The organism is Verrucomicrobia bacterium S94 (assembly GCA_004299845.1).
Lineage (GTDB): Bacteria > Verrucomicrobiota > Kiritimatiellia > Kiritimatiellales > Pontiellaceae > Pontiella.
Map to the genome: position 1 here is coordinate 1219911 of CP036201.1, position 26560 is coordinate 1246470.

A 26560-nucleotide genomic window follows, 5' to 3' on the forward strand; every position below is an offset into this window, starting at 1 on the left:
CAGAGGTTGGAAAATTTGCTGCGGAGTTATTGAATGCACTCAAAATCGGATAAATTATCTCAGGGCGTTTATATCGGTGACGAGGTGGATTGTTCCCGAATTGCTTCAGATGCGGTAATTTATCCGGGTTGCCGTATTCGGGGGCCGGAAACCTCTATCGGCCCGGGATCAGTGCTTGGCGCGGAATCGCCGGTCACACTGGACAACTGTCAGTTGGGCCGAGGGGTAAAACTTAAAGGCGGCTTTTTTTCCGGTGCTGTATTTTTCGATGGCGCTAATATGGGCGATGGTGCCCATGTTCGGGCTGGCACCATTCTGGAGGAAGAGGCCGGTGGCGCGCATACAGTCGGATTGAAACAAAGTATTTTTCTGCCGTTTGTGACAGCCGGCAGTCTGATCAATTTCTGTGATGCGCTGATGGCGGGAGGCACAAGCCGAAAAGATCATTCTGAAATCGGATCGTCCTACGTTCACTTTAATTTTACTCCGCATCAGGATAAAGCTACTCCCTCACTGATCGGCGATGTGCCCGACGGCGTTTTTCTGGATCAGAAACCGATTTTTCTCGGCGGTCAGGGCGGACTGGTCGGCCCGGCGCGGATCGCTTTCGGCACAGTAATCGCCGCCGGCGGAATCTGCCGCGAAGATATTCTGAAGCCGGAAAAACTGCATATTCCTGAAGCCCCGAAATCCGGAATCCGCGATTACCGGACCGGAATATATCGCCGGGCGCAGCGAATTGTGACCAACAATCTGTGCTATATCGGCAATATTCTGGCTCTGCGGGCGTGGTATGAAAATGTGCGGTTGAAATGTATACGCGATGAATTTGATGAAGCTGTACTGGAAGGCGGCAAAAAAAATCTGGATCTGATTCTGACGGAACGTATCCGGAGGCTGGATGATCTCTGCCGGAAATTTGAGTTCTCTTTCCAATGGCTGGAAAACAACAACGGGGCGGAGCGGGAAATCAGCGTTCAGAAACGCTTTGCTCGCGAATGGCCTGAGATAAAACTGAAACTTCAGGGCTTAAGTTCTCAGCCGCCGGACGCCTTTTTTCAGGGGCTGTACATTAAAACTTCATATATCGAAACAATTCAGTCGCTGTCGCCGACGGTTCGGGAATCCGGCCGGATGTGGCTGCAGTCGATTGTAGATAAAACAACAGGGCTTTGGGCATAGTTATGGGCAGACTGTTCGGAACAGACGGTGTGCGCGACCGCGCGAACCAGGGAAATATGACCGTTGAAACAGCGGTTAAGCTGGGACGCGCTGTGGCGCTTAAATTTAAACATGAAAATGATCCGGAAGAATGGCCGGCGGTGGTCATCGGCCGCGATCCGCGACTAAGCGGAGCGATGCTGGAGTCGGCACTTGCCGCCGGCGTCTGTTCGGCGGGGGTGGATGCCCATCTGCTCGGGATTGTTCCTACGCCGGCAGTTGCGGCCATTGCGGCGCAGACCGGCGCAGTGGCCGGCCTGATGGTTTCGGCATCGCACAATCCCTATTCTGATAACGGAATCAAGGTATTCAAAGGCGATGGCTTTAAACTCTCGGATGCCGAAGAGGCGGAAATTGAAAGCCTGTTTTTTGAGGAGTCATTGGACCTTCCGGTCGATGACGGCGTCGGAACCGTTTTTCAGCTGGGGAATTCAACAAAGATTTATTCCGATTTCTGTCTCGATACTGTGAAAACGGAAAAACCGTTTGCCGGTTTAAAGCTGGTGCTCGATTGTTCCAATGGGGCTACCAGCGAATGTGCTGAGCATATTTTCACGGAACTCGGCGCGGAAGTGACGATAATTCATAATCAGCCCGACGGCATAAATATTAATGCCGCCTGCGGGTCGCAGCATACGGAAGATCTTCAACGGAAGGTGAAAAAGCTCAACGCCAATGCCGGGCTGGCTTTTGATGGCGACGGCGACCGGCTGATTGCCGTGGATGAAACCGGAAAAGAACTCACCGGCGATCAGATTATGGCTATCTGTGCCCGATCGTATAAAAAAACCGGCGATCTGAAAAACAATACGGTGATTGCCACGGTAATGAGTAATGTCGGCTTCCATGCGGCCATGAAGGCCAACGGAATTCAAACGGAATCTGCGGGCGTCGGTGACCGTAAGGTGCTTGAGCTGATGCAGAAAAAAGGGGCGGTACTCGGTGGTGAGGATTCGGGGCATATGATCTTTCTGGATTGCCATACGACCGGTGACGGGATCATTTCGGGAATCAAGCTGGTGCAGACCTTGAAGCAGTCCGGCAAAAAACTTTCGGAGCTGGCGGAAATTATGACGCCGTTTCCGCAGCAGCTGATTAATGTGGATGTAAAACAGAAACCGGAAATCAGCGAGGTGCCGGAGCTGAAAAAGGCCATTGAGGCGGCAGAGGCGGAACTGGGCGATGAAGGTCGCGTGCTGATCCGCTATTCCGGAACGCAGCCGATGTGCCGTGTGATGGTGGAGGGACCGACGGAAGAGCGGACCCGTGCACTGGCGGAAAAGCTGGCTGAAGTGGTTAAAAGTGAGCTTGGCTGATGGAAAAGGTTCTGGTTGCAAAACAGATTGAACGCACTTACCGGGTCGGGAAAACGTCACTGAATGTGCTGAAACAGGTTTCGCTTGATGTCGCGGCCGGTGAAATGCTGGCTATTATGGGGCAGAGCGGGTCCGGGAAAAGCACGCTGCTGCATGTGCTCGGCGGACTGGATCGGCCAAAATCCGGAACGGTATCATTCCGGGGACAGGATGTGTACAGCATGTCGCCCAGAAAACTGGCCAAGTTCCGTGCCGGGAATGTGGGCTATGTTTTCCAGTCATTTCACCTTCTTCCTGAGTTGGATGTTGTTGAAAATGTGGCGCTTCCGGCGATGTCTATCCGTCCGGCCAAAGAGGCGAAAGAGCGGGCGAGGGAACTGCTGGAGGAAGTCGGACTGGGCGAGCGGATCGATCATCGACCGCAGGAGCTTTCCGGCGGCGAGCAGCAGCGCGTGGCCATTGCCCGGGCGCTGATTAACGAGCCGGATATTATCTTTGCCGATGAACCTACCGGAAATCTGGATTCGACGACCGGAGAAAAAGTGTTGAATTATTTGTTTCAACTACTCGCGGCAAGGAGGCATACTCTCGTGCTCGTTACCCATTCCCAGGAAGTGGCTTCCCGCTGTTCCCGTGAACTTTTTCTAAAGGATGGGATTTTAGTATAGTAAGGATTGAGTTTTGAAATGAAGATTTTTTTGAGTGATAAGCTGGTTGATGAAAAAGATGCGGTAGTTTCTGTTTTTGACCATGGACTGTTGTACGGCGACGGGGTGTTTGAAGGGATCCGTGCGTATAACGGCAGGGTATTTCTGCTGGATGAGCATATTGAACGTCTGTACGACTCGGCTCAGGCAATTGCGCTGAAGATTCCGATGTCGCGCGAAGAGATGACGCAGGCTGTTGTGGATACCTGTAAAGCGAATGATATTTCGGACGGCTATATCCGGCTGGTGGTCACCCGCGGAAAAGGCACTCTGGGACTGAACCCGTATCTGTGCGATAAGGCCGAAGTGATCATCATTGCGGCAAAAATTCAGCTCTATCCGCAGGAGCTTTACGATAACGGGCTTAAACTTGTAACCGTTGGCACCATCCGGAATCACCCGGAGGCCATTAATCCGCGCATTAAGAGCCTGAATTATCTGAATAACATCATGGCGAAAATCGAAGCCATCAATGCCGGTTGCATGGAATGTCTGATGCTGAATCACAAAGGTGAGGTGGCCGAAGCTTCGGGCGACAATGTTTTTGTGGTTAAAAACAGTGTAATTACCACACCGCCGAGCACCTGCGGAGCGCTGGAAGGGCTGACCCGCAACAAGGTGATGCAGCTGGCGCGTGGGGCCGGTTATGAGGTTCGCGAAGCACCGCTGGCCCGGTATGATCTTTATGTGGCCGATGAGGTGTTTCTAAGCGGAACCGCCGCCGAAATTATTGCGGTGGTTGATGTAGATAAACGTGAAATCGGCAGTGGGGAACCGGGAGAAATTACCCGAAAACTTGCAGCGCTTTACCATGAGGCGGCACGATCCGAAGGAACCCCGATCGGGTAAGTTACGTTTCAGACGTACTTTGCAAAACCACGGCGTGCGGCCTTTGTTTCTGCGCGGCGTGGTTTTTACGTTCATCAAAAAGTTTGCACACCGATAATCCAACGAATTACCCTAGAGTTTGTCTTAGAGGAAAACAGGATTTTTTAATGAAATGTGAATGTTGCAATGAGAAAGAGGCCACCATCCACCTGACACAGGTGATTGACGGCGAGGTGAAAAAGCTCAACCTCTGTCAGGCGTGTGCACAGAAAAACGGAATCGATCTAAATTCTCCGATTTCGATTACAGATGTACTTCTGGGGCTCGGAAATCAGCCGAGCGGTAGTACGCCGCCCACGGACGATTCGGTTTTTGACCTGAGCTGCAGCCGCTGTCAGATGACCCGAGCTGAATTTAAAAAACGCGCCCGGTTAGGCTGTCCGGAATGTTACAACGCTTTTATGGGCGAACTCAATGCGATCACCCAGGCTATGCATCACAGCCGGCAGCATGTCGGCAAGATTCCTGCCCGCCAGGGGAATGAAGCGCGTGTTACTGCTCAGATTGCCGCTTTGCAGAAGGATATTGAAACTGCCATTGCCAAAGAAGAATACGAGGTTGCTGCCACACTGCGCGATAAAATCCGGCAGTTGAAGGAGAGCACCGGCATTGCACCCGAAGGAGGCAAATCGTGACGTTGGACGATATGGTAAAACGCCATGGAAGCTGGCTTGAGGCCGGTATTGATGAAGGACCGGTGATCAGCAGCCGTATCCGGCTTGCGCGAAATGTTGATGATTACTGTTTTCCGGGATGGGCCAGCGAAGAGGAAAATTATGCAGTATGGAAACAGGTGTCGGAAATTTTCCGGACCTTGGAACAGCCGTTTCTTTCATGGAACATGCACGACACCGATACGCTGGATAAGGAAATTCTTTTTGAACGGCACCTGATCAGTCAGGAACTGGCCCAGCAGGACGACAGTTGCGGCGTTTTTGTGACGCGTGATGAGTGTCTGTCGATTATGGTCAATGAAGAGGATCATATCCGGATTCAGTCGTTGCAGCCCGGTCTGAATCTGCAGGGAGCCTGGGCCGCGGCCGACAAAATTGACGATGAGCTGGAATCAAAACTGACGTATGCATTTTCGCCTAAACTCGGTTATCTGACTTCGTGTCCGTCTAATGTGGGTACCGGTATGCGGGCTTCAGTGATGCTTCACCTGCCGGCTTTGGTGCTGATGGAGGAAATGGACCCGGTGATTAACGGAATTTCAAAAATCGGTCTGGCGGTTCGCGGCATGTGGGGCGAGGGCACAGAAGCCGCCGGGAACATGTTTCAGGTGTCCAACCAGATTACGCTGGGGCGGCGTGAAGATGAAATAATCGGACACCTTGAGCAGATTGTTCTTGAGCTGATTGAACACGAAAACAATGCGCGGATACGCCTGATGAATGAACGCTCCATTGTGGTACAGGACCATGTGTCGCGGGCATTCGGCATCCTGTCCAACGCCAAACTGATGACCAGTGGGGAGGCGCTTAATCTGCTCTCAACACTGCGCCTCGGACTTGATCTTGGGATGCTCACGCAGTTTTCCCGGCGCGAATTGGATATGATGTTCATTTCCATCCAGCCGGCCCATCTCCAGAAGCTGGAAACAAAGGGGCTGGAGCCGGAAGAACGCGATGTTGTGCGTGCACGGATGTTGCGGGATTTTATGAAAAATGCTACGGATTCCAAATAAACTAAAGGTAGAAGAAAATGGATAATTTTACACCACGGGCGCAACAGGTGCTCCAGCTGGCTCGGAAAGAAGCGGATCGCTTTAACCACGGCTATGTTGGTACAGAGCATATTCTTCTGGGATTGATTGCATTGGGTCACGGTGTTGCCGTGAATGCACTGCAGGCACTGGGTATTGATCTCGCTTCTGTCCGACTCGAGGTTGAAAAGGCCGTCGGTACCGGACCGGAAACTAAAACCATCGGAAACATCCCGTTCACACCGCGGGCGAAGAAAGTGCTGGCACTTTCAGCCAGCGAAGCCCGCGGGCTGGGTCACAGTTATGTAGGCACTGAGCATATTCTGCTGGGGCTGCTGCGTGAAGGCGAAGGGATTGCCGCGCGTGTGCTGGAGAATCTCGGTGTGGATCTGGATGAAACCCGCTATGAAATTATGAAAACCCTCGATCCGGATTACGACCCGGCATCGGAAGGAGAATATGAAGATGATGGCGGCGAACCGGAACCGCCGCCGATGGGGAGTGGACAGGCCCGGGGCAAGGGAAAAACCAAAACGCCGGCGCTCAACACCTTCGGGCGCGATCTGACCAAACTGGCCAAGGATGGTGAACTGGACCCGGTGATTGGACGGAAAGACGAAATTGAACGGGTGATTCAGATTCTCTGCCGCCGCACGAAAAACAATCCGGTGCTGCTGGGTGAAGCCGGTGTGGGCAAAACAGCCATTGCCGAGGGACTCGCACAGATTATTCAGGAAGGCAATGTGCCGGATCTGTTGATCGATAAAAAAGTGATTACACTTGATCTTGCGCTGATGGTGGCCGGAACCAAATACCGCGGACAGTTCGAAGAGCGTATCAAGGCCGTCATGGATGAAATCCGCAAAGAAAAGAATATCATTCTGTTTCTTGATGAGTTGCATACAATTGTCGGTGCCGGCTCCGCAGAAGGTACGATGGATGCCGCAAATATCATTAAACCGGCGCTTTCACGCGGCGAGTTGCAGTGCATCGGGGCCACTACGCTGAAAGAATATCGCAAATACATTGAAAAAGACGCTGCGCTGGAACGGCGTTTCCAGACGGTGAATGTAAAAGAACCGTCTGTCGAGGATGCGGTTGAAATTCTCAAGGGGCTGCGTGGAAAATATGAAGAACACCATCATGCCAGGTTCACCGACGAAGCGATGAAGGCGGCGGTGGAATGTTCTGCCCGTTATCTGCCGGACCGTTTTCTTCCGGACAAGGCCATTGACCTGATTGATGAAGCCGGCGCACGTGCCCGCATCAACAGCATGAGTCGTCCACCGGAGCTGAAGCAACTGGAAGAGCAGATTCTTGATTTTGAAACCAAGAAGAATAATGCTATTCACGAACAGAAGTTTGAAGATGCGGCTAATTTCCGGGATCAGGAGCGGCAGAGCAAAGAGAAGCTTGAGCAGCTGCTTGAAGAATGGCGGAAAACGCGTGATGAAAACCGGTCGGTCGTGGACGATGAGGACATTATGGTTGTCGTATCCAAATGGACCGGTATCCCTGTGATGAAGATGGGCGAAAAAGAGATGGAACGCCTGCTTCGCATTGAAGAGGTCGTCGGATCTCAGGTCGTCGGTCAAGGCGAAGCGGTCAGCGCAATCTCCCGTGCACTGCGTCGCTCGCGGGCGGATCTGAAAGACCCGAAACGGCCGATCGGCTCCTTCATTTTCCTTGGACCGACCGGTGTCGGAAAAACAATGCTGGCCAAAACGCTGGCAGAATTCATGTTCGATGATCCCGAATCGTTCATTCAGATCGATATGTCGGAATACATGGAAAAATTCAATGCGTCACGTCTGGTCGGTTCGCCTCCGGGCTACGTCGGCCACGAAGAGGGCGGTCAGCTGACCGAACGCGTGCGACGTCGGCCGTATTCGGTCGTACTGTTCGACGAAGTTGAGAAGGCCCATCCGGATGTCATGCATATGCTGCTTCAGATTCTGGAAGAAGGACGCCTGACCGACAGCCTCGGCCGCAGTGTGGATTTCCGGAACACCGTCGTCATCATGACCTCCAATCTCGGTGCCCAGGAAGTTAAAAAATCCGGTTCGCTCGGATTTTCTCCTTCGAATGATGAGGCCGATTTTGCCAAGCTGAAGGAAATGATGATCGGTGTGGCGAAAAAGACCTTTAAACCGGAGCTGCTGAACCGTCTGGATGATATGATTGTGTTCCGTGAACTGACGAGAAAAGATCTGGAAACGATCATCAATCTCGAACTGGCCAATATCCAGAACCGGGTTCTTGGCCGGAACATCGAGTTGAAAATCACCAAATCGGCACGTGAGTTCCTGCTGGAAAAAGGATACGACAAAGCCTACGGTGCGCGGCAGCTTCGCCGTACCGTTGAGCGTTATCTGGAGGATCCGCTGGCCGAGGAAATTCTTCGCGGAACCATCGAAAGCAATTCGGTCGTGACGGTTAAGGCCAATAAAGAAGGGCTCACTTTTAAGGGAGTTCCGGTAGTTGAAGAAGCCGCTGCGGACGGAGAGCAGGGCTGAGACAGCCATAGCTGCGACACGACTTCGCTGAAAAATAAGAGCCACCCGCAATCGCGCTGTGGCTCTTTTGCTTTTGCAGGAAAAGCTTTGTCTCTGTTCATCATAACAGATAAATTGTGGCCTCTTTTAAATGGGAGAGAAACCGGATATGCCGACGGAAGCGGATACCAGAGCAATTCCTATGACAAGTCTGAAGGCTTTTGAAATCCCTCTTCCCCCATTGGATAAACAACAACGCATCGTAGACCTTCTCGATGCGTTATCGGCCCGCATCCAGAGGTTGGAAAAACGACGCGCGCTCGCCTCGCTCACCTCGACGCCGCCTTCCGGGGAAAGCTCTGATGTTCCAGGGGTTGGAGGGGCACACTTTGTACCGCAGGCGTCCCGCCTGCCTCGCCGTACCGCCGGCATCCTACCGGTGGCCGGATAAAAAGGAGTGGACATGAGCGATCTTGAAAAACTGAAAAAGCTGCTGACCGCCGGCAATCTCGTTGCCGCGGCGGGCAATACCTATTTCGAGCGCGGCGAGGCCTATTGTTCGGACGGGCTGGTGCATCATCTTCGTTTTGAAGAGGATGAATTATGCGCGGTGGTGGAGGGGAGCAAGCCGTACCGCACATCGCTCTATGAAATCGACGGCAAACTGGAAGGGGAGTGCGACTGCCCTTTGGGCCAGCGCATGAAGTTCTGCAAACACCTGGTTGCCACGGGGCTGGCCTTTGTCAACGGGGATTCAACGGACGGCACCAAACGTATGCCGCCGAAAAAGACGGGGCGATCAGATTCGGAAATCCTGCAGGCCTGGCTCAAAAAACAGAAGAAGGCGGATCTGGTTGCGTTGCTCTATGATCAATGCGTGGAAGATCCCGACTTTTTTGACCGTCTGCTGGTGAAAGCGGCGGCGGCGAATCCCGCGGACCTCTCAGAGATGAAGCGAATGATCCAGCAGAGTTATGCCATCCATGGCTTTGTCGATTGGCGCAACACCCGCGGATATTATTATAAGCTGAATCAGGTGGCGGATTCTCTGCGCGGTCTGCTGAAAAAAGGCGAATCGTCGGCCGTGATTGAGCTGACCGAATATGCCATGAAGCGCTGGGAGACGGCGATCAACCATATCGATGATTCGGACGGCGGCATGGGTATGGCGCGCGATGAGCTGCATGAACTGCACCTTCAGGCCTGCCGGGCCGCAAAGCCCGATCCGTTGAAGTTGGCGGAGCGTCTATTCAGAATCACGCTGAACAGCGAATGGGAAATGTTCTACACGGCGTATGAAACCTATGCACCGATCTGGGGAACCGCCGGGCGGAATCGCTATCGTGAACGGGTGGAAGCGGAATGGAACAAACTGCCGCGCCTACTTGCCGGGGATGACGATCCAAACCGATACGGAAATTCCTGCTGGCTGGAAAACCTGATGCTGACGTTTGCGCGCGAGGACGGCGATTTTGAACAGGAGCTGGAAATCCTGCAGCGCGACCTTTCACATGCTTCCAGCTATTCCAAACTAGCCCGTCGCTGTGCGGAGGAAAACCAGCTCGACCGCGCGGTCCAATGGCTGGAAAAGGGAAGGGCGGCTTCGAAAGGGGCCTGGCAGCTTGAAGAGCAGTGTGCGGAACTCTATTGGAAACAGCGGCGCTATGATGAAGCGCTGGCGTTATACTGGAAGCTGTTTGAACGCCGGCAGATGCTTGAACGCTATAAGACGCTGATCGGGCACGCAAAAAAACGTAAGGCGCTCGACACGTGGCGCGAAAAAGCGCTGTCCGCAATCCGTGCGGATATTGATGTGCGGAAAAAAGAGGGGAAAAAGCGGTACTGGGCGGTGGCCGACCATTCCTTGCTGGTAGAGATTTTTCTCTGGGAAAAGGATGTTGAGCAGGCCTGGCGCGAGGCGGTTGAGGGCGGCTGCTCACAAATGCTCTGGATGCGTGTCTGTAAAAAACGGGAAGCGGACTTTCCGGCCGAGGTCTATCCGATCTACCTCCGGCTCGCGCACAAAAACGCCGCGCAACGCAATAACGATGCCTACCGGGAAGCCGTCAAAAAAATCAAGGCCGCCGGGAAGCTGGCTCTTCAGTGTGGTGAGCGGGAAGCGTTCGATACCGCACTTGAAGCCATACGCAAAGAGCACAAACCGAAGCGCAATTTAATGAAATACCTCACTGAAGCCGGGCTTTAGATCCGATTCAGGATTGATTTTTATGTGGGCGGGAAATAATGTCCGCCTCTTTTTACGGAGTTGAAGATATGCGCGAGTTTGCCACTTTTGAAGAACGTCTGTCCGCCTGGACGGAAGAAGCCATGCAGTCGATTTTTGATCTGAGCGGTGCCGAGGTCAATCTGGGGGTTTCTCCAACCAATAATGAAAAATTCGGTGATTACCAGTGTAATGCGGCGATGGTGCTCTCAAAACAGCTGAAGAAAGCTCCTCGTGAAATTGCCCGGCAGTTTGTCGATTCGGCCGAACTTCCCGATTTTGTGGAAAAGATTGAAATCGCGGGACCGGGATTCATTAATTTTTTCCTGTCGAATCGTGCACTGGCCGATTATATCCAGGCGCTGGAAAAAGATCCGAATCTGGGTGCTGAGCAGGTGGGAGAGGGGAAGAAAGTCATTATCGACTATTCAAGCCCCAATGTTGCAAAATCGATGCACATCGGCCACATCCGTTCTACGGTGATCGGTAATGCTATTGACCGCCTTTTCCGTTTTCTGGGCTATGACGTTATTGCTGACAATCATCTTGGCGACTGGGGCACCCAGTTCGGGCTGATGCTGGTGGGATACCGTGAATTTGTGAATGAAGCAGTACTGGCGGTTTCGCCGGTTGAAGAGCTCGAACGAATTTATGTGGCCAGTTATAACCGCTCGAAAGAGGATGAATCCTGGCGTGACCGGGCTAAAGCCGAGCTGGTGAAGCTGCAGCAGGGCGATGTGGAAAACCGTAAACTGTGGGAAAAATTCATCGAACTTTCCATCGGCGAGTTCAATACCATTTACGACCGCCTGGGCGTCAAATTCGACCTGTATCGCGGCGAAAGTTTTTACAATGATCGCTTGCCCGAAATCATTCGTGCTCTAGAGGAGAAGGGGCTGGCAAAAGAGAGCGAAGGCGCACTGATTGTCGATCTTGAAGATGACGGTATGCCGGTCTGCATTGTCCGGAAAAGCGATGGAGGATACAATTATGCCACCACCGACCTTGCTACTGTAGAGTCGCGCATTGAAGAGTTCGATCCTGATCGGATTATTTATGTGACTGATGAACGCCAGCAACTGCATTTCAAGCAGTTTTTCACAATTGCGGAAAAACTTGGAATGAAGGCCAATCTGGTACACGTCTGGTTCGGGCTGATGCGCCTTCCGGAAGCCACATTTTCCACCCGAGAAGGTAATGTCATTAAATTGTCCGCCATGCTGGATGAGGCCGAGGCCCGTGCGCTGGAGATGGTTAAATCCAGCAGTCCCGAAATGCCGGAAGAACAGCAGAAAGACCTTGCAAAAGCCATCGGCATCGGGGCAGTCAAGTACACGGATCTGAGCCAGAATCCGCAGAGTCTGGTTACTTTCACCTGGGAAAAAGCGTTGAATATGGAAGGAAATTCCGCGCCGTATCTGCAATATGCGTACGCTCGAATTTCTTCGGTATATGATAAATGGAAGGACCAGTATCCCGGCATTCAGCTGGATGACTGTTCAATAAATATTGAACACGAAATCGAGCGTCGGCTTGCGGTTAAACTGACCCGTTTTCCGGCTGCTGTACGCGCTGCCGCCGACAACTATCGTCCCAATATCATGGCGGACTATCTGTACGACCTGGCGCAGATCTACAGCAGTTTTTATCAGAATGTACCTTTTCTTAAGGCAGAGGAAGGCATTCGCGAAAGCCGTATTCGGCTGTGCAGAAACACTGCACGCATTCTAAAACAGGGGCTGGAACTTCTGGGGATCGAAACCCGCGAACGAATCTGATAGAGAACGCATTTTGTGCAAACTAAACCAAACCGGTACTCGTGTGTGCCGGTTTTTTGGTTCTTCTCGGAAGAGCGTCTTTTAGAGGCTTCGCCTTGTCGATAGATTTGGCAGATCGTAGATCTTCAGATGAAGGTAGCGTTCGTCGCGGTAGCCGTAGGCCTGCCGTGTCAGCCATCCGATTTTGTTGTTGAAGCCTTCCTGGCTGGCGCTGGTGAGGCAGCCGTGGTTCCAGTAGGCCAGCAGGCCGTTCATTCGTTGCCGGATTGTTTTGGCCATGGTTTTCAGGCAGGCAATGCCGGATTCTTCGGCCATGGCGCACCATTTCTCAAATGCCAACTTTGCGATGCTTGCCCCCGGAGCCATCCGATAAATATTGCGCAGGTATTCTTTCATGGCGGAGGCGGTACCGAGGTCTTCAAAGCGTTCGCGCAGTTCACCAAGTTCCTCTTTAGCCTCTCTTTTGTGTAGGAGCTTTAGAAAGAAACGACAACCAGCTGTTTATTTCAACTCAAGACGCTCTTCCGTGAAGAGGCGGTTTTTTTGCCTTTAAATAACCCGTTACGTTTTCGCTTAATTGTCAGTAGATTCCCGCTAACGACAATCGGGGCTTTGATAATCTCGCGCAGCTATGCGCTGACACCGCTTTCGTAAGCCTATTTATGACTGAATTTCTCTGCGTCCTAAGCGCCTCTGTGAGGAATCAAATTTATACCGAAGGATAATTTTAACGTTTGGAATAAGAACGCCTAAAAAACGGGGAGGCCGGAGCATTCCGCAAGCCAGTTATCCACAGTTATGCACATTTTTATCAACAATTGCAACGTCGCATAATATATCTTATGTCTATAACGATTGTTTAAAAACATCTATATGTAGCGCTTTAACAAGTGGTTATAAAATATAGCCACTATAATGGTTCCTTGAATTCTGCAAATTTTCAATTCGAGCTGTCTTGAGAATAGCCCGGATGGTGCCTCACTCATTTCAGCTACTGTTTGTCTGGTAATAATGCATATCTTTAGTTTATCAGTTGTACACCGAAGAGCGGAATGAATCAGGAAAGGCCGCTCGAATTTATGAACCAGTTGCACAGTGAATATTTTTTATACGGTCTTTTTACGCTGAGTGCGGCCTGTCTGCTGGCCTCTGTTTACACCTCTTTGAAAGCCACGGGTGACGCCGGTCTCCCCCGTCTGATCGAGCGTGATGCCCGACACATCCAGCTGCTTAAATTCTGGCAGAATCGCTGGGATCTTCTTTGCAAGAGTTCAAGGCTGTTATTGACACTATCAGCAATCGGAACATTCACGCTCAGCTATCTTGCACTACGGGACTGTACGGCGTGGATACAGCTTGGCGGACTGTTTGTTCTTTCGCTGGTTTATATGTTTGCTGCCCGAATCGTGCCGCATGTTCTGTCGGAAAGTTATGCCGACCGGATTTCGATTGCAGTATTGCCGGTTGCCGGAGTGCTTACGCTGCTGCTTTATGTCTTTGTGTGGCCGCTTCAGTTTATTGAAGATCAACTGCTCAGACATGCCATGAAGACGTCGGATGAAGATGACCGCCCCTCAACGGAGGATGAAATCAAAAGTCTTATTGACGAAACCGACGAAGAGGCACTCGAAGAGGAAGAGCGCGAAATTATCCGAAGCGTGTTTGAATTCGGCGATACGGTTGCCCGCGAAATTATGACGCCGAGAATTGATATTCACGGCCTTAAAGACACGCTGAGTATTGATGAATGTATTGCCGAAGTACGGGAATCCCGTTTTTCCCGCTTTCCGGTATACCATGAAAATATTGACGATGTAGTCGGCATGGTGCACGTGAAAGATCTGCTCAAACTCATCTCCTCCGAACATTCCGATGAAAAAATATCCATCAGCCAGCTGGCGAAGAGAATTGAGTATATTCCGGAAACGATGCCGATTAATGACGTGCTGCAGCTGATGAAAAAAAGCCGTTCCCAGATGGTGCTTGTTGTTGATGAGTACGGTGGGACCGAGGGATTGGTGACCATGGAGGATGTCATTGAAGAACTGGTTGGAGAAATCGAGGATGAATACGACCTCCGGGAAAAAATACTTCATCGCCGTCCGGATGGATCGATTATGGTCCTGGCGCGCATGCCGATTTATGAATTGAACGAAGAGCTTTCGGCCCGACTTCCGGAAAGTGATGAATACGATTCGCTCGGCGGCTATATTTTTTCAATGCTCGGCCGTATACCCCGTACAGGCGAACGGCTGAATATTCCCGGATACGAACTCCGGATTCATTCCGCCACACAGCGGCAGATTCAGGTTGTCCATATGATCCCGGCTGAGGGCGTCTGATACTGTATAAAGAATGAGGAAACTTTCAATGAAACAGGGATTTTTTAAATATATGCCAATATTGACACTGCTGTCCGTCAGTGTGATGGCGGCAGATGACCTGAAAACCTACTACGAAAGACAGAAAGCCGAAATGATGACTCAATTCATTGCTCCACAACTCGGCTCTCAGGTTTCATTCCGTATTGCCAATGGCGAACCACGCAGCGGTATTCTGATGAAACTGGGTAGGGATTCAATCACTCTCATGTCGGAAACCGGGGCCACAATCAATTATAAACGAACGGCTCTGCACGAAAGTTCCCGGGCTCAGTTTTTTGCCGCCGATTACGCCCACGTGAAAGCACTTGAACAAACCCGGCTCTACAAAGATCAACTACGCAAAGACTACATGGAACAGCAGGCAGCCGGTGTGCACGACGGGCGGATTTCAGTAACCGCAGATACAGAGAAAAGCTCCCGGAAGGATGTGGAGAAAGAGGAGCGTGAGCTGAAAAACAGCGGTGAAAAACGGGTGTTCACCACAACAACCAGAACCTACACCGATGTAGTGAAGCTTGAAGTCGACGTCTACAATCTGGCGACACATCCGGATACCTTTTCGCTGAAATATTATTTCTTCAGTCAGCGTGTAATCAAAGGCGATGCTCAACAGAATAAACAGAAGACCGATGAGGTTCCACCAGGAACGGTGACGGTGAAAAATGACGGAGTTCGCAAAGTGACGGTTGATTCACGGGAGCGAATAACCGTTGAACTGACTTCAGAACCCTTTATTATTACCAAAACCGAAATTGATAACGGCAGCAACTATTCCTCGAACCGCGAACCGGTCGTCAAAGGCGACGAAACTGCCGGCTGGTTGGTTCTTCTGATGTACGATGGCCGTATACTTGACCGGAAAGCCAGCAGTAATACCTACCTGAGTGACGACTGGATTCGTAAATACCTCTAATCCGTGCTCGACCCGGCTTTCAGTCTCTGGAAAATACGCCCCGGTTTCCAATGAATAGAAACCGGGTTTATTTATGGATCAGTTTCAGAAAATAAAACGTGCCGTGCCGAACCGTCTGCTGCCCTGGTTTGCCGAAAACCGCCGCAGTATGCCGTGGCGCAGCAACCGCACGCCTTACCGCGTGTGGATTTCTGAGCTGATGCTGCAGCAGACGCGCGTCGATCAGGCCACGCCCTACTTTCATCGTTTTATGAAGCGCTTCCCCTCGCTTAAATCGCTTGCGGCCGCATCGCAGGAAGAGGTCCTGAAAATGTGGGAAGGTCTCGGCTATTATTCACGTGCACGCAATCTGCATAAAGCGGCCCGCATTATTGTTTCTGAATACGGAGGACGATTCCCGGCGACCGCTGAGGAGATAATTAAGCTTCCCGGTGTTGGAGGCTACACCGCCGCCGCCATCGGCTCGCTGGCTTTCAATCTTGATCTGGCGGTACTCGACGGCAATGTGATTCGTGTGCTTTCACGCCTTTTCGCCTATAAGAAGGATACCCGCTCAACCATCGCGAAAAAGGAACTGCAGGAATGGGCTGACAATCTGCTGGTACGCGGCCGCGCCGGCGATTTTAATGAAGCCATGATGGAACTCGGGGCTACGGTGTGCCAGCCGAAAAATCCGGACTGCCCTGCCTGTCCCCTCTCCCGCTGCTGTGCGGCTAAAGCAGAGGGTAATCCGCTCGATTATCCGAAAAAAGCGCCGAAAAAGAAAGTGCCGCATATTCTGGTTGGAGCTGCTGTAGTGACCAATTCGAAAGGCGAAGTTCTTATTGCCCAGCGTCGCCCAGAGGATATGCTGGGCGGTCTATGGGAATTTCCCGGCGGAAAACTTGAAGATGGCGAAACCTTTGAGGACTGCGTGGCCCGGGAGCTGAAGGAAGAACTCGGCATTGAAGTGGAAGTCGGTGATTTTCTGATTAAAGTGAAGCACGCCTACAGTCATTTTACGATGGATCTGCATGCCTATTTTGCAACCATCAAAGCGGGTCATCCTCGTGCTATCGAGTGCCAGAATTTCCAATGGCTGGATATTTCGAGTCTGCGGAATGTGCCGTATTCGAAGGCTGATCTGAAAATAATTGAAGCATTGGAAAAACAATGAAACAGCTGTTGATCATTCTATGTTTGTGCGCCTCCGCTCTGGCTGAACCGTTCGGCTTTACACTGGTAGTAACGCGGCAGGATCCGTCGTTGGACTGGTGGTATGCCGTACCGGATAATTTCGAGCCGCAGATCACAAATATTGATAGTGTTCATAAGGGTGAATATTTCAGTATTTTCCCGGTGTTCAGAAATTACGGAACAGATCCCGGCGGATCGGCCGGCATTACCTTTGATCTGAAACTCACCGGACCGGACGGTAAAACCCAACTGGATCTTGAAGCGCTGGAAGGACACGTCGGCCTGGCTTCGGCTCCCGATCCGCTGCCGGCACAGGCGGTGGTGAATCTGAATTTTGATCAGGAGGATGATTTCGGTGAATATACGATTGAAATTACGGCGGTCGATAAAGTCAGCCGCCAGACCAATGTGCAGCATCGGGTGATTACACTGAAAGAATTTGAAGTGGAAAAACTGACAAAACAGGATCGGGAAAATCTGTTTTTCTCCTATCCGACTGCTCCGGATCCCGCAAAGGCCCTGGCGTCATTTCTGCAGATTGAACGATCGTTTTTCAATGAAGAGAAGGAACCGGTCTGGTCCGCGATCTGGTTTTTTAAAACGGTGTTTGAAAGAAATGAGTTTCTGATTCCGCATCTGATGAAGGAATACGGTTTTCTGAACCCCAAACAGCAGAAGGATATTATTTTCCTGATGACGCTGCTCGGGAAGACAGAAAAGCTGCCGCGCCTTTCCGGTGATATGAAGCGGTTCGAGCGCCTGATGGCTGCTGGCCGCATTCCGGATCCGTACGACGGGATCACCATGCCGAAACAGCTGGATATGCTCTGGGCTGAATTTTTCGCCACAGGAACGGTTCGTCCCGTCCGGGAGATTGCCGGCTCACTGGCCCTGGTTGAGCATGTGGGGACGCTGGAGCGCATTCAGTCCGGCGAGCTGGACCCGAATGAGCTTGAGGTTTACCGCGAAGGGATGCTCGAGGCGGTTTTTCAGGCGGCCCTCTGGTCGCTGAAAAGTAACTGCGCACAGGTTCCGCTGGTGAAACAGTATTGCATCGGCCTGCTGCTTTCTGACGAACTTCCGAAACCGGCAGCCACCACACTTGCCCTGTTGCTCCGGTCTTTGGAAAATCCATCCTCTGTTGAAAACGAAAAGGAAACAACCAATGAAACAGATCATAAGCACAAATAATGCCCCTGAACCCATCGGCCCCTATAACCAGGCTGTACAATGTGGAAACCTGCTTTACACCTCCGGGCAGATTCCGGTGAACCCTGAAACCGGCACGAAAGTTGAGGGCGGAATCAAAGAACAGACGATTCAGGTGCTGGAAAATCTCAAGGCGGTTCTGACCGAAGCGGGAACTTCGCTCGACCGCGTCATCAAGACCACGGTTTTTCTGCAGGATATGGGTGACTTTGCTGAATTCAACAGCGTTTATGCCGCGTATTTCGATGAAGAAACTGCGCCGGCGCGTTCGACCGTACAGGTGGCTGCTCTGCCTGTCGGCGCCCGGGTTGAAATTGAACTGGTGGCTGAACTCGGATGACCCCGAAACAGGTCAGACAATCGCTGTTTGCGCTGGTCGTTATTCTGGTGCTGACGATCGGCGGCATGCTGCGTTCAGGAACCATTGAAAACCCCGCTACCGGCGGGGAGACGATGGGCACGGGATACAGCGTAAAAATTACCGGTAAGGTAAAGCAGAAAACGCTGCGGCACATCTATGAACAGATTGAGGCCCGGCTGACGGAAATCAATCGTCAGATGTCGACCTGGGACCCCGAAAGTGAAATTTCACGCTTCAATCATTACCGATCGCTGGACGCGTTTCAGTGTTCAGAAGAATTTGCGCAGGTTGTGCGTCGTGCGCTGGAGCTGAGCGAGGAATCGGGAGGAGCGTTCGACCCCACCCTGCAGCCTCTGCTGAACCTCTGGGGCTTCGGCAGTGAGGCCGACGCGCGGAATGTGCCGGACGATGAGGCCATCCGGATTGTGAAAGAGACAACAGGTGCGGACAAGCTGCGCATTGATGATTCAGCGAGACTCCGGAAAACCGAGCCGGAAATTTCGCTGGCACTCGGTGCCATTGCCAAGGGCTATGGCGTGGATGCAGTGGGCCGGATTCTCAGCGAAGCCGGACTGGAAAACTGGTTTGTTGAAATCGGCGGCGAGGTGCTGGCCCAGGGTGTAAACCCGGATGGCGTACCGTGGCGTATCGGCATTCAGTTTCCGACAACCAATCCGCTGAGCGAAAAGCTGCAGGGTATTGTCCATGTGAACGGCGGTGCCATTGCAACGTCGGGCAATTACCGTAATTACATCAAAGAAAACGGCATGGTGTATTCGCATATTCTCGATCCGCGGACCGGGCGTGCCGTGAAATCGAATACGGCCAGTGTAACGGTCAGCGCGTCGAGCTGCATGGATGCGGACGGTCTGGCAACGGCACTTTTTGTGATGGGTCCCGATGAAGGCATCGCTTGGGTGGAGACACTGGAAAATGTGGAAACCATGTTTCTGATCCGCGATGAAAACGGAAAAATTGTCGAACGATTTAGTTCGGGTTTCAGGCAGGCCACAGGCTATAGTTCTGAACTTTAATTTTGAAAAGACAGGAGTACGAATGAACAGGTTCATTCCGATATTATTGGTTGGTATCATGGCCCTAACGGGATGCGAAAAGGATGCGGGATCGATTGAAGAACGCGAAGAGCGTGATCCGAATGTTCTGTCGGGGCAGCAGTACATGGAACAAGGCAATTATGACGCGGCGATTCAGGAGTTTAAGACAGCGCTTGAACAGGAACCCCGAATGGCCCGGCCGCATCTGGATCTGGCAATCATTTATCAGCAACACAAAATCAATTATATCCATGCCATCTATCATTACGACCGCTATCTGGAATTGCGGCCCAATGCGGAGAAAGCCGACTTCATTGAAGAGCAGAAAATGAAGGTGGCGCAGGCCCTTGCCAACACGCTGGTGAATAATTCGCCGGAAGTTAAAAAAGTGATTCAGCAGCGGAATACATTGATTCAGCAGAATAACGACCTGAAACGGCAGTTGGCAGATGCCCTGAAGAAAAAAGCGGAGGAACCTGTGGTTAAAACGGTATCCGCTGACAAACCGATATCCGCTGACAAACCGGAAAATACTGCTCCGGCACCGTCTCCTGAAACGATCACAAAAACAGCCCCAAAATCAGCTTCCATTGCTCCGGCCGGAACCAGCCAGGTACCGACCAAACCGAAACATCAGATTTATCATGTGGTCGCCGGCGACACGCTCACGAAAATCGCTACAAGATATTACGGCGATTCCGGCAAGTGGGATATTATCTACGAAGCCAACAAAGGTATGATGCGCAGTCCAGGTGACCTGAGGGTGGGACAGACCTTGGTCATTCCCTCCATTCAGAACTGATTTTACCAACTTTCGAAAATTCATAAACGGAGTCCGGATGCGGACTCCGTTGTCTGTTTTCAGACTGCTTTTCCACGTGCCCGGACAATTCAGCATCCGGGTTCCGGTTTGCTGTGAATCACGACGGTCTTTTAGCTTCAACGGGCTTGCATCCCATGAGGGGCTGGGCTATCAAAGGTCTCAGTTGCAAACAAAACATGAAGGGTTAAAAATAAAATGTCACACTTCAAAGACAACATAACCGCTGAACAACTGGCCGAACGGTCCCTCTTCCACCTCAAGTACAGCCGGGGTAAAGATCTGCGCGCCGCCACCACATTCGATAAAATGATGTGTTTTTCCCATGCTGTGCGCGACATGGCTGTGGATGGGTTTATTGCAACTCAACGTCAGTATCTCGATCAGGACGTACGCCGCGTTAACTATCTTTCCATGGAATACCTGATCGGTAAAATGCTTTGTAATAATGTCTATGCATTGGGCATTGAAAATATATACGGCGAGGCCCTGAAAGCCCTCAACATCACTGCAGAGGAAATTCTTGCACTTGATGTCGAAGCCGGACTCGGAAACGGCGGTCTGGGGCGTCTTGCGGCCTGCTACCTCGATTCGCTGGCCACCATGGAGCTGCCAGCCTTCGGATACGGCATCCGTTATGAACACGGTATCTTTCGTCAGGAATTTGATCACGGCTGGCAGAAAGAACGGCCTGATGAATGGCTTGCCCTTGGATACCCCTGGGAACTCATCCGCCCTGAATACACCCTTCCGGTCTGCGTCTACGGCCGTGTAAAGAAAAACTTCAGACCCGGCCAGGGAACGGCGGATGTCTGGGAAGACTTCCAGGTTTTTGAAGCAGTACCCTACGATGTGCCGATTATCGGATATCACGTTAATACGGTAAACATGCTTCGCCTGTGGAAATCGCAGCCTGCCGAAGGATTCCGCCTCGATGTTTTTAATCAGGGCGACTACGTGCGTGCGGTTGAGGAAAAGAACTGGGCGGAGAATGTTTCGAAGGTACTTTATCCCTCCGACTATACCTATGCCGGAAAAGAGCTGCGTCTGATTCAGGAATATTTTCTGGCTTCCTGCTCTGTGCGGGACATCATCCGCCGGTATAAAAAGAACCACAGGGATTACGCAAAATTTGCCGAGAAAAACGTAATCCAGCTCAACGACACCCACCCCACCCTGGCGATCGTTGAGCTGATGCGCGTGCTGCATGATGAAGAGCATATTCCGTGGGATGATGCATGGGACATCACGGTCAATACCTTCTGCTATACCAACCATACGCTGCTGGCTGAAGCGCTGGAAAAATGGACGGTTGATCTACTGCAGCGGGTGTTGCCGCGCCATATGCAGATTATTTTCGAAATCAATCACCGCTTCCTGCAGAAAGTCGAACTCAACCACCCGGGCGACGGCGAACTGATGCGTAAGGTGTCGCTGATTGAAGAAGGGCAGCATAAGCAGGTGCGCATGGCCAATCTCTGCGTGATCGGAAGTAATAAGGTCAACGGAGTATCCGCGCTCCATTCCAACCTGCTCAAAACCAACACCATGCCGGAATTCGATAAAATCTATCCCGGTAAATTCACCAATGTGACGAACGGTATTACACATCGTCGCTGGCTGATCAAAGCCAATCCGGAACTTTCTGAACTGATATCGGAAAACATCGGTGAAGACTGGAAGCTGGATCTTGCACAACTGAAAGCATTCGAGGCTTTTGCTTCAAAACGATCCGTTCAGAAAAAATTCATGGAAATCAAGCGGCAGAAAAAAGTTGAACTGTGCCAGACCATCAGGGAGCTGACCGGCTATCTGGTGAGTCCCGATTCTGTGTTTGATGTGCAGATCAAGCGCCTGCATATGTATAAGCGCCAGCTGCTGAAGGCCATGCATATCATTCACCTCTATAACAAAATCAAGGCGAATCCGAAGACCAATGTTCAGCCGAAAACCTTTATCTTTGCCGCCAAAGCCGCTCCGGCTTATCTGATTGCCAAGTCGGTCATTAAGCTGATCAATACCATGGCTGAAGTGATCAACAATGATGTCGATGTGGCCGGCCGCCTTAAAGTGGTTTTCCTTCCGGATTACAATGTTTCACTTGCTGAAAAAATTATTCCGGCCGCGGACATTTCCGAACAGATTTCCACCGCCGGACTTGAAGCCTCGGGAACCGGTAATATGAAACTGTCGCTGAACGGTGCGCTTACCGTTGGGACCTGGGATGGTGCAAACATTGAGATCGCTCAGAATGTCGGAGAAGATAATATATTCATCTTCGGTAACCGCACTGAAGATCTTGCTGAACTTTCACGCAAGGGTTACAATCCGTGGGCCTACATGGATAAGTCCGAAGATCTGCAGGGTGTGCTGGAAGCGCTTCGGGATAACATCTTTGATCCGTCGGAGCCTGATTTGTTCAAGGATCTGTATAATGAAGTAACCGAGCACGGCGATTTCTACTACTATCTCGCCGATTACGAAGATTACATCAAATGCAACGAAGATGTGGATAAGCTCTACGCCACACCGACCAAGTGGGCGGAGAAAGCCATCCTGAACGTTGCACGCATGGGTTGGTTCTCATCCGACCGTTCCATTCAGGATTATGTCGACGATATCTGGCATCTGGAAAAAACACCGATCGATATGAACAACGATATCTTCTAGCGGAATCGTTTCATTTCATTGGCAACGCGTCCCGGTCGGGGCGCGTTGTTTTATGCATATTCTTTCAGTCGTTCCGCCAGCGTAGTGACACGGTCGCGAGATTCAGCACGGATGATCGCCAGTCCGAGGGCTTTTTTGGTGCCGAGCAGAATTACGAGTTTTCTGGCGCGGGTCAGAGCTGTGTAGATCAGGCTGCGCTGCAGCAGCACAAAATGCTGGGTATGCACCGGAATCACAACACAGGGATATTCGCTGCCCTGGCTTTTGTGGATAGTGATTGCATAGGAAAGCACAAGCTCATCAAGCTCGCGGAAATCGTACACCACCCGACGTCCTTCAAAATCAACCGCCAGCTCAGAGGTTTCATGGTCTATGGCCACAATACGGCCGATATCGCCATTATAAACATCCTTATCATAATCGTTCTCCGTCTGCATCACCTTATCACCCACACGATAGGTCATGCCGAAACGCTCCACTTCATCCCCGCTTGGATTAAGCAGTGCCTGCATGGTGATATTGAGGTTGCGGGCACCCAGTTCGCCCTTCTGCATCGGAGTCAGAATCTGAATATCATCCATCGGCCGGAACCGGAATTTTTTCGGAATATGCTGCTTCACCAGTTTTCCAATAAGATTCAGTGCCTTTTCCGGCTCATCGGCTTCAATAAAATAGCAGTCACTTTGTTCCCCTTCATCAGGAAACTCCGGTGCTTTACCCTGATTGATCAGGTGGGCAGTCGTTACAATCCGACTGCTGGCCGCCTGACGGAACACTTCATCCAGATGAGCGACCGGCAGTGTTTTTGAACCGATAATATCCTGCAGAACACGCCCCGGTCCCACACTGGGAAGCTGATCCGCATCCCCGACAATCACTACAGCGGCATGCAGCGGTACCGCATCCATCAACTGCGCCGCAAGCACTACATCAATCATGCTCGACTCATCCACAATCAGCACATCGCATTCCAGCGGATTTTCCGCATTATGAATAAAGCCGCCGGTACCCGGATTATATTGGAGCATCCGGTGAATGGTGCGCGCCTCCATGCCGGTTGTTTCAGCCATACGTTTCGCCGCCCGACCTGTAGGAGCGCAAAGCTGCACCCGCATCTTCTTGGCCTTAAGAATCATCAACACTGAATTTACCAGCGTTGTTTTCCCTACGCCCGGTCCTCCCGTGATAACCATCACTTTCGACCGTACCGACGTCCGGAGCGCATTGCGCTGAGCGTTAGCCAGTTCAATCCCGCTTTTCTGCTGTACCCACTTCAGCGCTTTTTCAAAATCAATATCCGGACAGGGGTGGCGGCCTTTTTCCAGAGCCCGGAGTTTTTTGGCGAGTTCGATTTCTGCGAAAAACAGCTTCGGCAGATAGATCAGATCCTGTCCTTTCACATTCTGCTTCTGAATCAGGCGCTTATTTTCCAGCAGATGTTCCAGAGCATTATCGATAATATCGAGATCAATATCGAGCAGTTCCGCCGCACGTGAAAGCAGGTCGTTGCGCACATACGCACAATGTCCGTTGGCTGTCAGTTCTCCGAGGCAGTATTCCAGGCCGGCACGCGCACGCAGATCGGAATCCCTGGAAATTCCCAGCTTCATGGCAATCCGGTCCGCAATCAAAAAACCAATACCCTTGATGTCGCGTGCCAGACAGTAGGGATCGCGCTGTACCCGCTCAATGGCTTTGTCGCCATAGATTTTATGGATACGAAACGCCCGCGTTGTGCTGATGCCGTGGCTGAACAGAAAGGACATAATCTGACGCACATTCCGCTGCTCATCCCACGCCTTTTTGATGTTGTCTTTCCGCTGTTTTCCAATCCCCGGAACTTTCAGCAGTTTTCCCGAGGAGTTTTCAATGACATCAAAGACATCCCGACCAAAGGCTTTCACCAGGCGTTTCGCATACTCTTTGCCGATGCCCTTCACCATATCGGAGGCCAGATATTTTTCAATGCCCTCCAGCGTATCCGGTTTAGACATCCGCAAGTGCTGTGCTTTGAACTGCCGCCCATGGCGCGGATCAACAAACCACTCCCCGTCCCCGGCCATCCATTCGCCGGGGTTCACCGCCGGTACCGTCCCCGTCACAGTCACGAGCTCTTTGTGACCACGTACTTTGACTCTTAAAACACAAAAGCCGTTTTCCTCATTCCGGAAAACGACCCGCTCAACCTGACCGTCCAGTTTATCCATTGAATCGTTGCAGCATGCTCTTAATATTTTTTTTCATACTCGCCCCTGCCGAGTTTTTTATAAGTCGTAAAACCGGCATTTTTCGCCCGGTCGTGCAGACCGCTTTCCGATGAACCGACACAGGGTGCCGACAGACTCCTGACAACTTTTCCGCCGCAACGCGGGCAGGTTTTCATTGCAGGCGCATCAATGGATTCAACCTCCTCAAAACCTTTTCTGCAATGTCGGCAGCTTTGTCCGGGATCAACTGCGGTATATTCTCGAATCGGCATGGGCTGTTTCCTTCCAATGATTGGAAAGTAGATATAGCACGGTCGTTACAGCTTGGAAAGTCTGTCACCCGCGTTTCTTTACCGGTTATGGCATCAGTTCAAAATAGGCCATGCTTTTTTGGCGTACGTCAAAAACCCGCTCAATTCTGAAACGGCTTGCGGCACTGTAACCGATCTGCGCCCCCGGATCGGCCGGATCGAGCGCATAGCACGGGCGATTATCAATGTATACGTAGGGTTCCACGTTCAGATCAGAATATTTTCCATCAAAACGTACCAATGCAAAAACATGGTCATCCGTAAATGCAATATAGGTTTTCAGGCCCACAGACTCGAGCAGTGAACAGAGCAGCAGCGTCTGGTCCTCACAGTCACCGCCCCTGAAATAAGTGTCATAATCGGATGTTTGGCATATTCCATTCCGTCATTCGGATCTGAAACATAATAGATCTCGTTGCTCACAAAACTCAGCAGGGCCTTGGCTTTTTTCAATTCGTCATCGCCGGATCCAATCACCTCACGCGTGGCCAGAATGTTAATCTGTTCATCGCGGTAATCCACCTTATTCAGGTAGTTTACATAATTCCCGGCAATCAGCATATTAGCAACATCCTGAATCGGACCAATCCGGAAAAGGGCCTGGCCGCACTGATGAATGGCATCTGTGAATTTCAGCTGGCCGTTAAGAATCATCTCGCGGTTATAGGCTGTCACAAAGATGAATGAACATAGCACAGCCAGCGAAACCACCTGCAGCAAGGCCTTGCGGAAAATTATCAGACAGAGCAGCGTTCCTCCGTACAACGTGAACAGAGCAATCCGGTTATCATCAATCAGACCGCCCACAAAACGGAAAATAAACAGCAACAGGAGCATCAGGAAAAAACTGAGCAGATACGAGCGTAAGGGATGCTTGGATTCCACTTCTTTATGATGCTCTCTGGATGTGAAAAAAGCGGCATAAAACAGAAATCCTCCGCCGAAAAAACCAATAATGCCGGCGGCTTTCAGCAGCAGGATATCCCAATAGATGAATGTGCATACAAAGAATGTGAAAAGATAAAGAGAAAGGATCAGAAAGGACGCCCGCTCATCGGTGGTCAGCGGACGCACTTCCCGGATGCGGCTTCTTTTTTTATTCTGTTTCTGGTCGGTCATG

At 51.3% G+C, this 26560-nt stretch carries 23 protein-coding genes; 18 read left to right on the top strand and 5 right to left on the bottom strand.

The features are described 5' to 3' along the window. Nucleotides 1-33: 33 nt before the first annotated feature. From EGM51_05095 to EGM51_05140, 10 genes are all read left to right on the top strand, one after another. Complete coding sequence (locus EGM51_05095; GenBank protein QBG46800.1) at nucleotides 34-1182, top strand: UDP-N-acetylglucosamine pyrophosphorylase; 1149 nt, start codon at nucleotides 34-36, stop codon at nucleotides 1180-1182. 2 nt (nucleotides 1183-1184) lie between these two features. Further along, nucleotides 1185-2537 (top strand): phosphoglucosamine mutase, encoded by a 1353-nt coding sequence (glmM, locus tag EGM51_05100; GenBank protein QBG46801.1) that lies wholly within the window; start codon nucleotides 1185-1187, stop codon nucleotides 2535-2537. Next, nucleotides 2537-3205, top strand: coding sequence for an ABC transporter ATP-binding protein (locus EGM51_05105; protein ID QBG46802.1), 669 nt, complete (start codon nucleotides 2537-2539; stop codon nucleotides 3203-3205). Before glmM ends, EGM51_05105 begins: the two co-directional genes overlap by 1 nt. An 18-nt stretch (nucleotides 3206-3223) precedes the next feature. After that, nucleotides 3224-4093: a branched-chain-amino-acid transaminase gene (gene ilvE / locus EGM51_05110; protein ID QBG46803.1), complete on the top strand. Its 870-nt coding sequence runs from the start codon at nucleotides 3224-3226 to the stop codon at nucleotides 4091-4093. 146 nt (nucleotides 4094-4239) lie between these two features. Continuing rightward, on the top strand, nucleotides 4240-4767 hold the full coding sequence (locus EGM51_05115) for an excinuclease ABC subunit B (GenBank protein QBG46804.1): 528 nt from the start codon (nucleotides 4240-4242) through the stop codon (nucleotides 4765-4767). Next, entirely contained in the window at nucleotides 4764-5819 is a 1056-nt protein-coding gene (locus EGM51_05120) for a protein arginine kinase (protein ID QBG46805.1), read from the top strand. Before EGM51_05115 ends, EGM51_05120 begins: the two co-directional genes overlap by 4 nt. 17 nt (nucleotides 5820-5836) lie before the next feature. Continuing rightward, entirely contained in the window at nucleotides 5837-8353 is a 2517-nt protein-coding gene (locus EGM51_05125; GenBank protein QBG46806.1) for an ATP-dependent Clp protease ATP-binding subunit, read from the top strand. Between the two features lie 130 nt (nucleotides 8354-8483). After that, nucleotides 8484-8783, top strand: coding sequence for a hypothetical protein (locus EGM51_05130; protein QBG46807.1), 300 nt, complete (start codon nucleotides 8484-8486; stop codon nucleotides 8781-8783). A gap of 12 nt (nucleotides 8784-8795) precedes the next feature. Continuing rightward, nucleotides 8796-10538, top strand: a complete 1743-nt coding sequence (locus EGM51_05135) for a hypothetical protein (GenBank protein QBG46808.1) — start codon at nucleotides 8796-8798, stop codon at nucleotides 10536-10538. 38 nt (nucleotides 10539-10576) lie between these two features. Next, nucleotides 10577-12334, top strand: coding sequence for an arginine--tRNA ligase (locus tag EGM51_05140; GenBank protein QBG46809.1), 1758 nt, complete (start codon nucleotides 10577-10579; stop codon nucleotides 12332-12334). An 81-nt stretch (nucleotides 12335-12415) separates the two neighbouring features. Here the strand turns inward: EGM51_05140 and EGM51_05145 are convergent, their stop codons facing one another. After that, nucleotides 12416-12769: a hypothetical protein gene (locus EGM51_05145; GenBank protein QBG46810.1), complete on the bottom strand. Its 354-nt coding sequence runs from the start codon at nucleotides 12767-12769 to the stop codon at nucleotides 12416-12418. Between the two features lie 617 nt (nucleotides 12770-13386). Between EGM51_05145 and EGM51_05150 the strand changes: the two genes are divergently transcribed. The 8 genes from EGM51_05150 (at nucleotide 13387) to EGM51_05185 (ending at nucleotide 22922) form a co-directional block, all read left to right on the top strand. Then, the gene (locus tag EGM51_05150) at nucleotides 13387-14676 is read left to right on the top strand and encodes an HlyC/CorC family transporter (GenBank protein ID QBG46811.1); all 1290 of its coding nucleotides are present in this window, start codon (nucleotides 13387-13389) and stop codon (nucleotides 14674-14676) included. Between the two features lie 28 nt (nucleotides 14677-14704). Then, a complete protein-coding gene (locus EGM51_05155) occupies nucleotides 14705-15631 on the top strand; it encodes a hypothetical protein (GenBank protein QBG46812.1) in 927 nt (308 codons plus the stop codon). A 73-nt stretch (nucleotides 15632-15704) separates the two neighbouring features. Then, the gene (gene mutY, locus EGM51_05160) at nucleotides 15705-16787 is read left to right on the top strand and encodes an A/G-specific adenine glycosylase (protein ID QBG46813.1); all 1083 of its coding nucleotides are present in this window, start codon (nucleotides 15705-15707) and stop codon (nucleotides 16785-16787) included. After that, on the top strand, nucleotides 16784-17998 hold the full coding sequence (locus tag EGM51_05165; protein QBG46814.1) for a hypothetical protein: 1215 nt from the start codon (nucleotides 16784-16786) through the stop codon (nucleotides 17996-17998). The genes mutY and EGM51_05165 overlap by 4 nt, the downstream gene beginning before the upstream one ends. Then, the gene (locus EGM51_05170) at nucleotides 17973-18356 is read left to right on the top strand and encodes a RidA family protein (protein QBG46815.1); all 384 of its coding nucleotides are present in this window, start codon (nucleotides 17973-17975) and stop codon (nucleotides 18354-18356) included. The genes EGM51_05165 and EGM51_05170 overlap by 26 nt, the downstream gene beginning before the upstream one ends. Continuing rightward, nucleotides 18353-19411 carry an FAD:protein FMN transferase gene (locus tag EGM51_05175; protein ID QBG46816.1) on the top strand — a complete coding sequence of 353 codons (1059 nt, stop codon included), beginning with the start codon at nucleotides 18353-18355 and terminating at the stop codon, nucleotides 19409-19411. Before EGM51_05170 ends, EGM51_05175 begins: the two co-directional genes overlap by 4 nt. After that, complete coding sequence (locus EGM51_05180) at nucleotides 19338-20234, top strand: LysM peptidoglycan-binding domain-containing protein (GenBank protein ID QBG46817.1); 897 nt, start codon at nucleotides 19338-19340, stop codon at nucleotides 20232-20234. Before EGM51_05175 ends, EGM51_05180 begins: the two co-directional genes overlap by 74 nt. Nucleotides 20235-20450: 216 nt before the next feature. Next, nucleotides 20451-22922, top strand: coding sequence for a glycogen/starch/alpha-glucan phosphorylase (locus EGM51_05185; GenBank protein ID QBG46818.1), 2472 nt, complete (start codon nucleotides 20451-20453; stop codon nucleotides 22920-22922). A 50-nt stretch (nucleotides 22923-22972) separates the two neighbouring features. Here the strand turns inward: EGM51_05185 and EGM51_05190 are convergent, their stop codons facing one another. The 4 genes from EGM51_05190 to EGM51_05205 form a co-directional block, all read right to left on the bottom strand. Then, entirely contained in the window at nucleotides 22973-25129 is a 2157-nt protein-coding gene (locus EGM51_05190) for an ATP-dependent RecD-like DNA helicase (protein QBG46819.1), read from the bottom strand. Between the two features lie 20 nt (nucleotides 25130-25149). Then, on the bottom strand, nucleotides 25150-25401 hold the full coding sequence (locus EGM51_05195; protein ID QBG46820.1) for a zinc ribbon domain-containing protein: 252 nt from the start codon (nucleotides 25399-25401) through the stop codon (nucleotides 25150-25152). Nucleotides 25402-25486: 85 nt separating this feature from the next. Further along, on the bottom strand, nucleotides 25487-25729 hold the full coding sequence (locus EGM51_05200; protein ID QBG46821.1) for a hypothetical protein: 243 nt from the start codon (nucleotides 25727-25729) through the stop codon (nucleotides 25487-25489). Next, nucleotides 25720-26559, bottom strand: coding sequence for a hypothetical protein (locus tag EGM51_05205; protein ID QBG46822.1), 840 nt, complete (start codon nucleotides 26557-26559; stop codon nucleotides 25720-25722). The genes EGM51_05200 and EGM51_05205 overlap by 10 nt, the downstream gene beginning before the upstream one ends. Nucleotide 26560: the final 1 nt, after the last annotated feature.

Bases quoted from the DNA above. Each gene is read 5' to 3' on its own strand.
- EGM51_05095 (QBG46800.1), top strand. From the start codon at position 34: ATGCACTCAAAATCGGATAAATTATCTCAGGGCGTTTATATCGGTGAC.
- glmM (QBG46801.1), top strand. From the start codon at position 1,185: ATGGGCAGACTGTTCGGAACAGACGGTGTGCGCGACCGCGCGAACCAG.
- EGM51_05105 (QBG46802.1), top strand. From the start codon at position 2,537: ATGGAAAAGGTTCTGGTTGCAAAACAGATTGAACGCACTTACCGGGTC.
- ilvE (QBG46803.1), top strand. From the start codon at position 3,224: ATGAAGATTTTTTTGAGTGATAAGCTGGTTGATGAAAAAGATGCGGTA.
- EGM51_05115 (QBG46804.1), top strand. From the start codon at position 4,240: ATGAAATGTGAATGTTGCAATGAGAAAGAGGCCACCATCCACCTGACA.
- EGM51_05125 (QBG46806.1), top strand. From the start codon at position 5,837: ATGGATAATTTTACACCACGGGCGCAACAGGTGCTCCAGCTGGCTCGG.
- EGM51_05130 (QBG46807.1), top strand. From the start codon at position 8,484: ATGGGAGAGAAACCGGATATGCCGACGGAAGCGGATACCAGAGCAATT.
- EGM51_05135 (QBG46808.1), top strand. From the start codon at position 8,796: ATGAGCGATCTTGAAAAACTGAAAAAGCTGCTGACCGCCGGCAATCTC.
- EGM51_05140 (QBG46809.1), top strand. From the start codon at position 10,577: ATGTCCGCCTCTTTTTACGGAGTTGAAGATATGCGCGAGTTTGCCACT.
- EGM51_05150 (QBG46811.1), top strand. From the start codon at position 13,387: ATGAATCAGGAAAGGCCGCTCGAATTTATGAACCAGTTGCACAGTGAA.
- EGM51_05155 (QBG46812.1), top strand. From the start codon at position 14,705: ATGAAACAGGGATTTTTTAAATATATGCCAATATTGACACTGCTGTCC.
- mutY (QBG46813.1), top strand. From the start codon at position 15,705: ATGGATCAGTTTCAGAAAATAAAACGTGCCGTGCCGAACCGTCTGCTG.
- EGM51_05165 (QBG46814.1), top strand. From the start codon at position 16,784: ATGAAACAGCTGTTGATCATTCTATGTTTGTGCGCCTCCGCTCTGGCT.
- EGM51_05170 (QBG46815.1), top strand. From the start codon at position 17,973: ATGAAACAGATCATAAGCACAAATAATGCCCCTGAACCCATCGGCCCC.
- EGM51_05175 (QBG46816.1), top strand. From the start codon at position 18,353: ATGACCCCGAAACAGGTCAGACAATCGCTGTTTGCGCTGGTCGTTATT.
- EGM51_05180 (QBG46817.1), top strand. From the start codon at position 19,338: ATGAAAACGGAAAAATTGTCGAACGATTTAGTTCGGGTTTCAGGCAGG.
- EGM51_05185 (QBG46818.1), top strand. From the start codon at position 20,451: ATGTCACACTTCAAAGACAACATAACCGCTGAACAACTGGCCGAACGG.
- EGM51_05190 (QBG46819.1), bottom strand. From the start codon at position 25,129: ATGGATAAACTGGACGGTCAGGTTGAGCGGGTCGTTTTCCGGAATGAG.
- EGM51_05195 (QBG46820.1), bottom strand. From the start codon at position 25,401: ATGCCGATTCGAGAATATACCGCAGTTGATCCCGGACAAAGCTGCCGA.
- EGM51_05205 (QBG46822.1), bottom strand. From the start codon at position 26,559: ATGACCGACCAGAAACAGAATAAAAAAAGAAGCCGCATCCGGGAAGTG.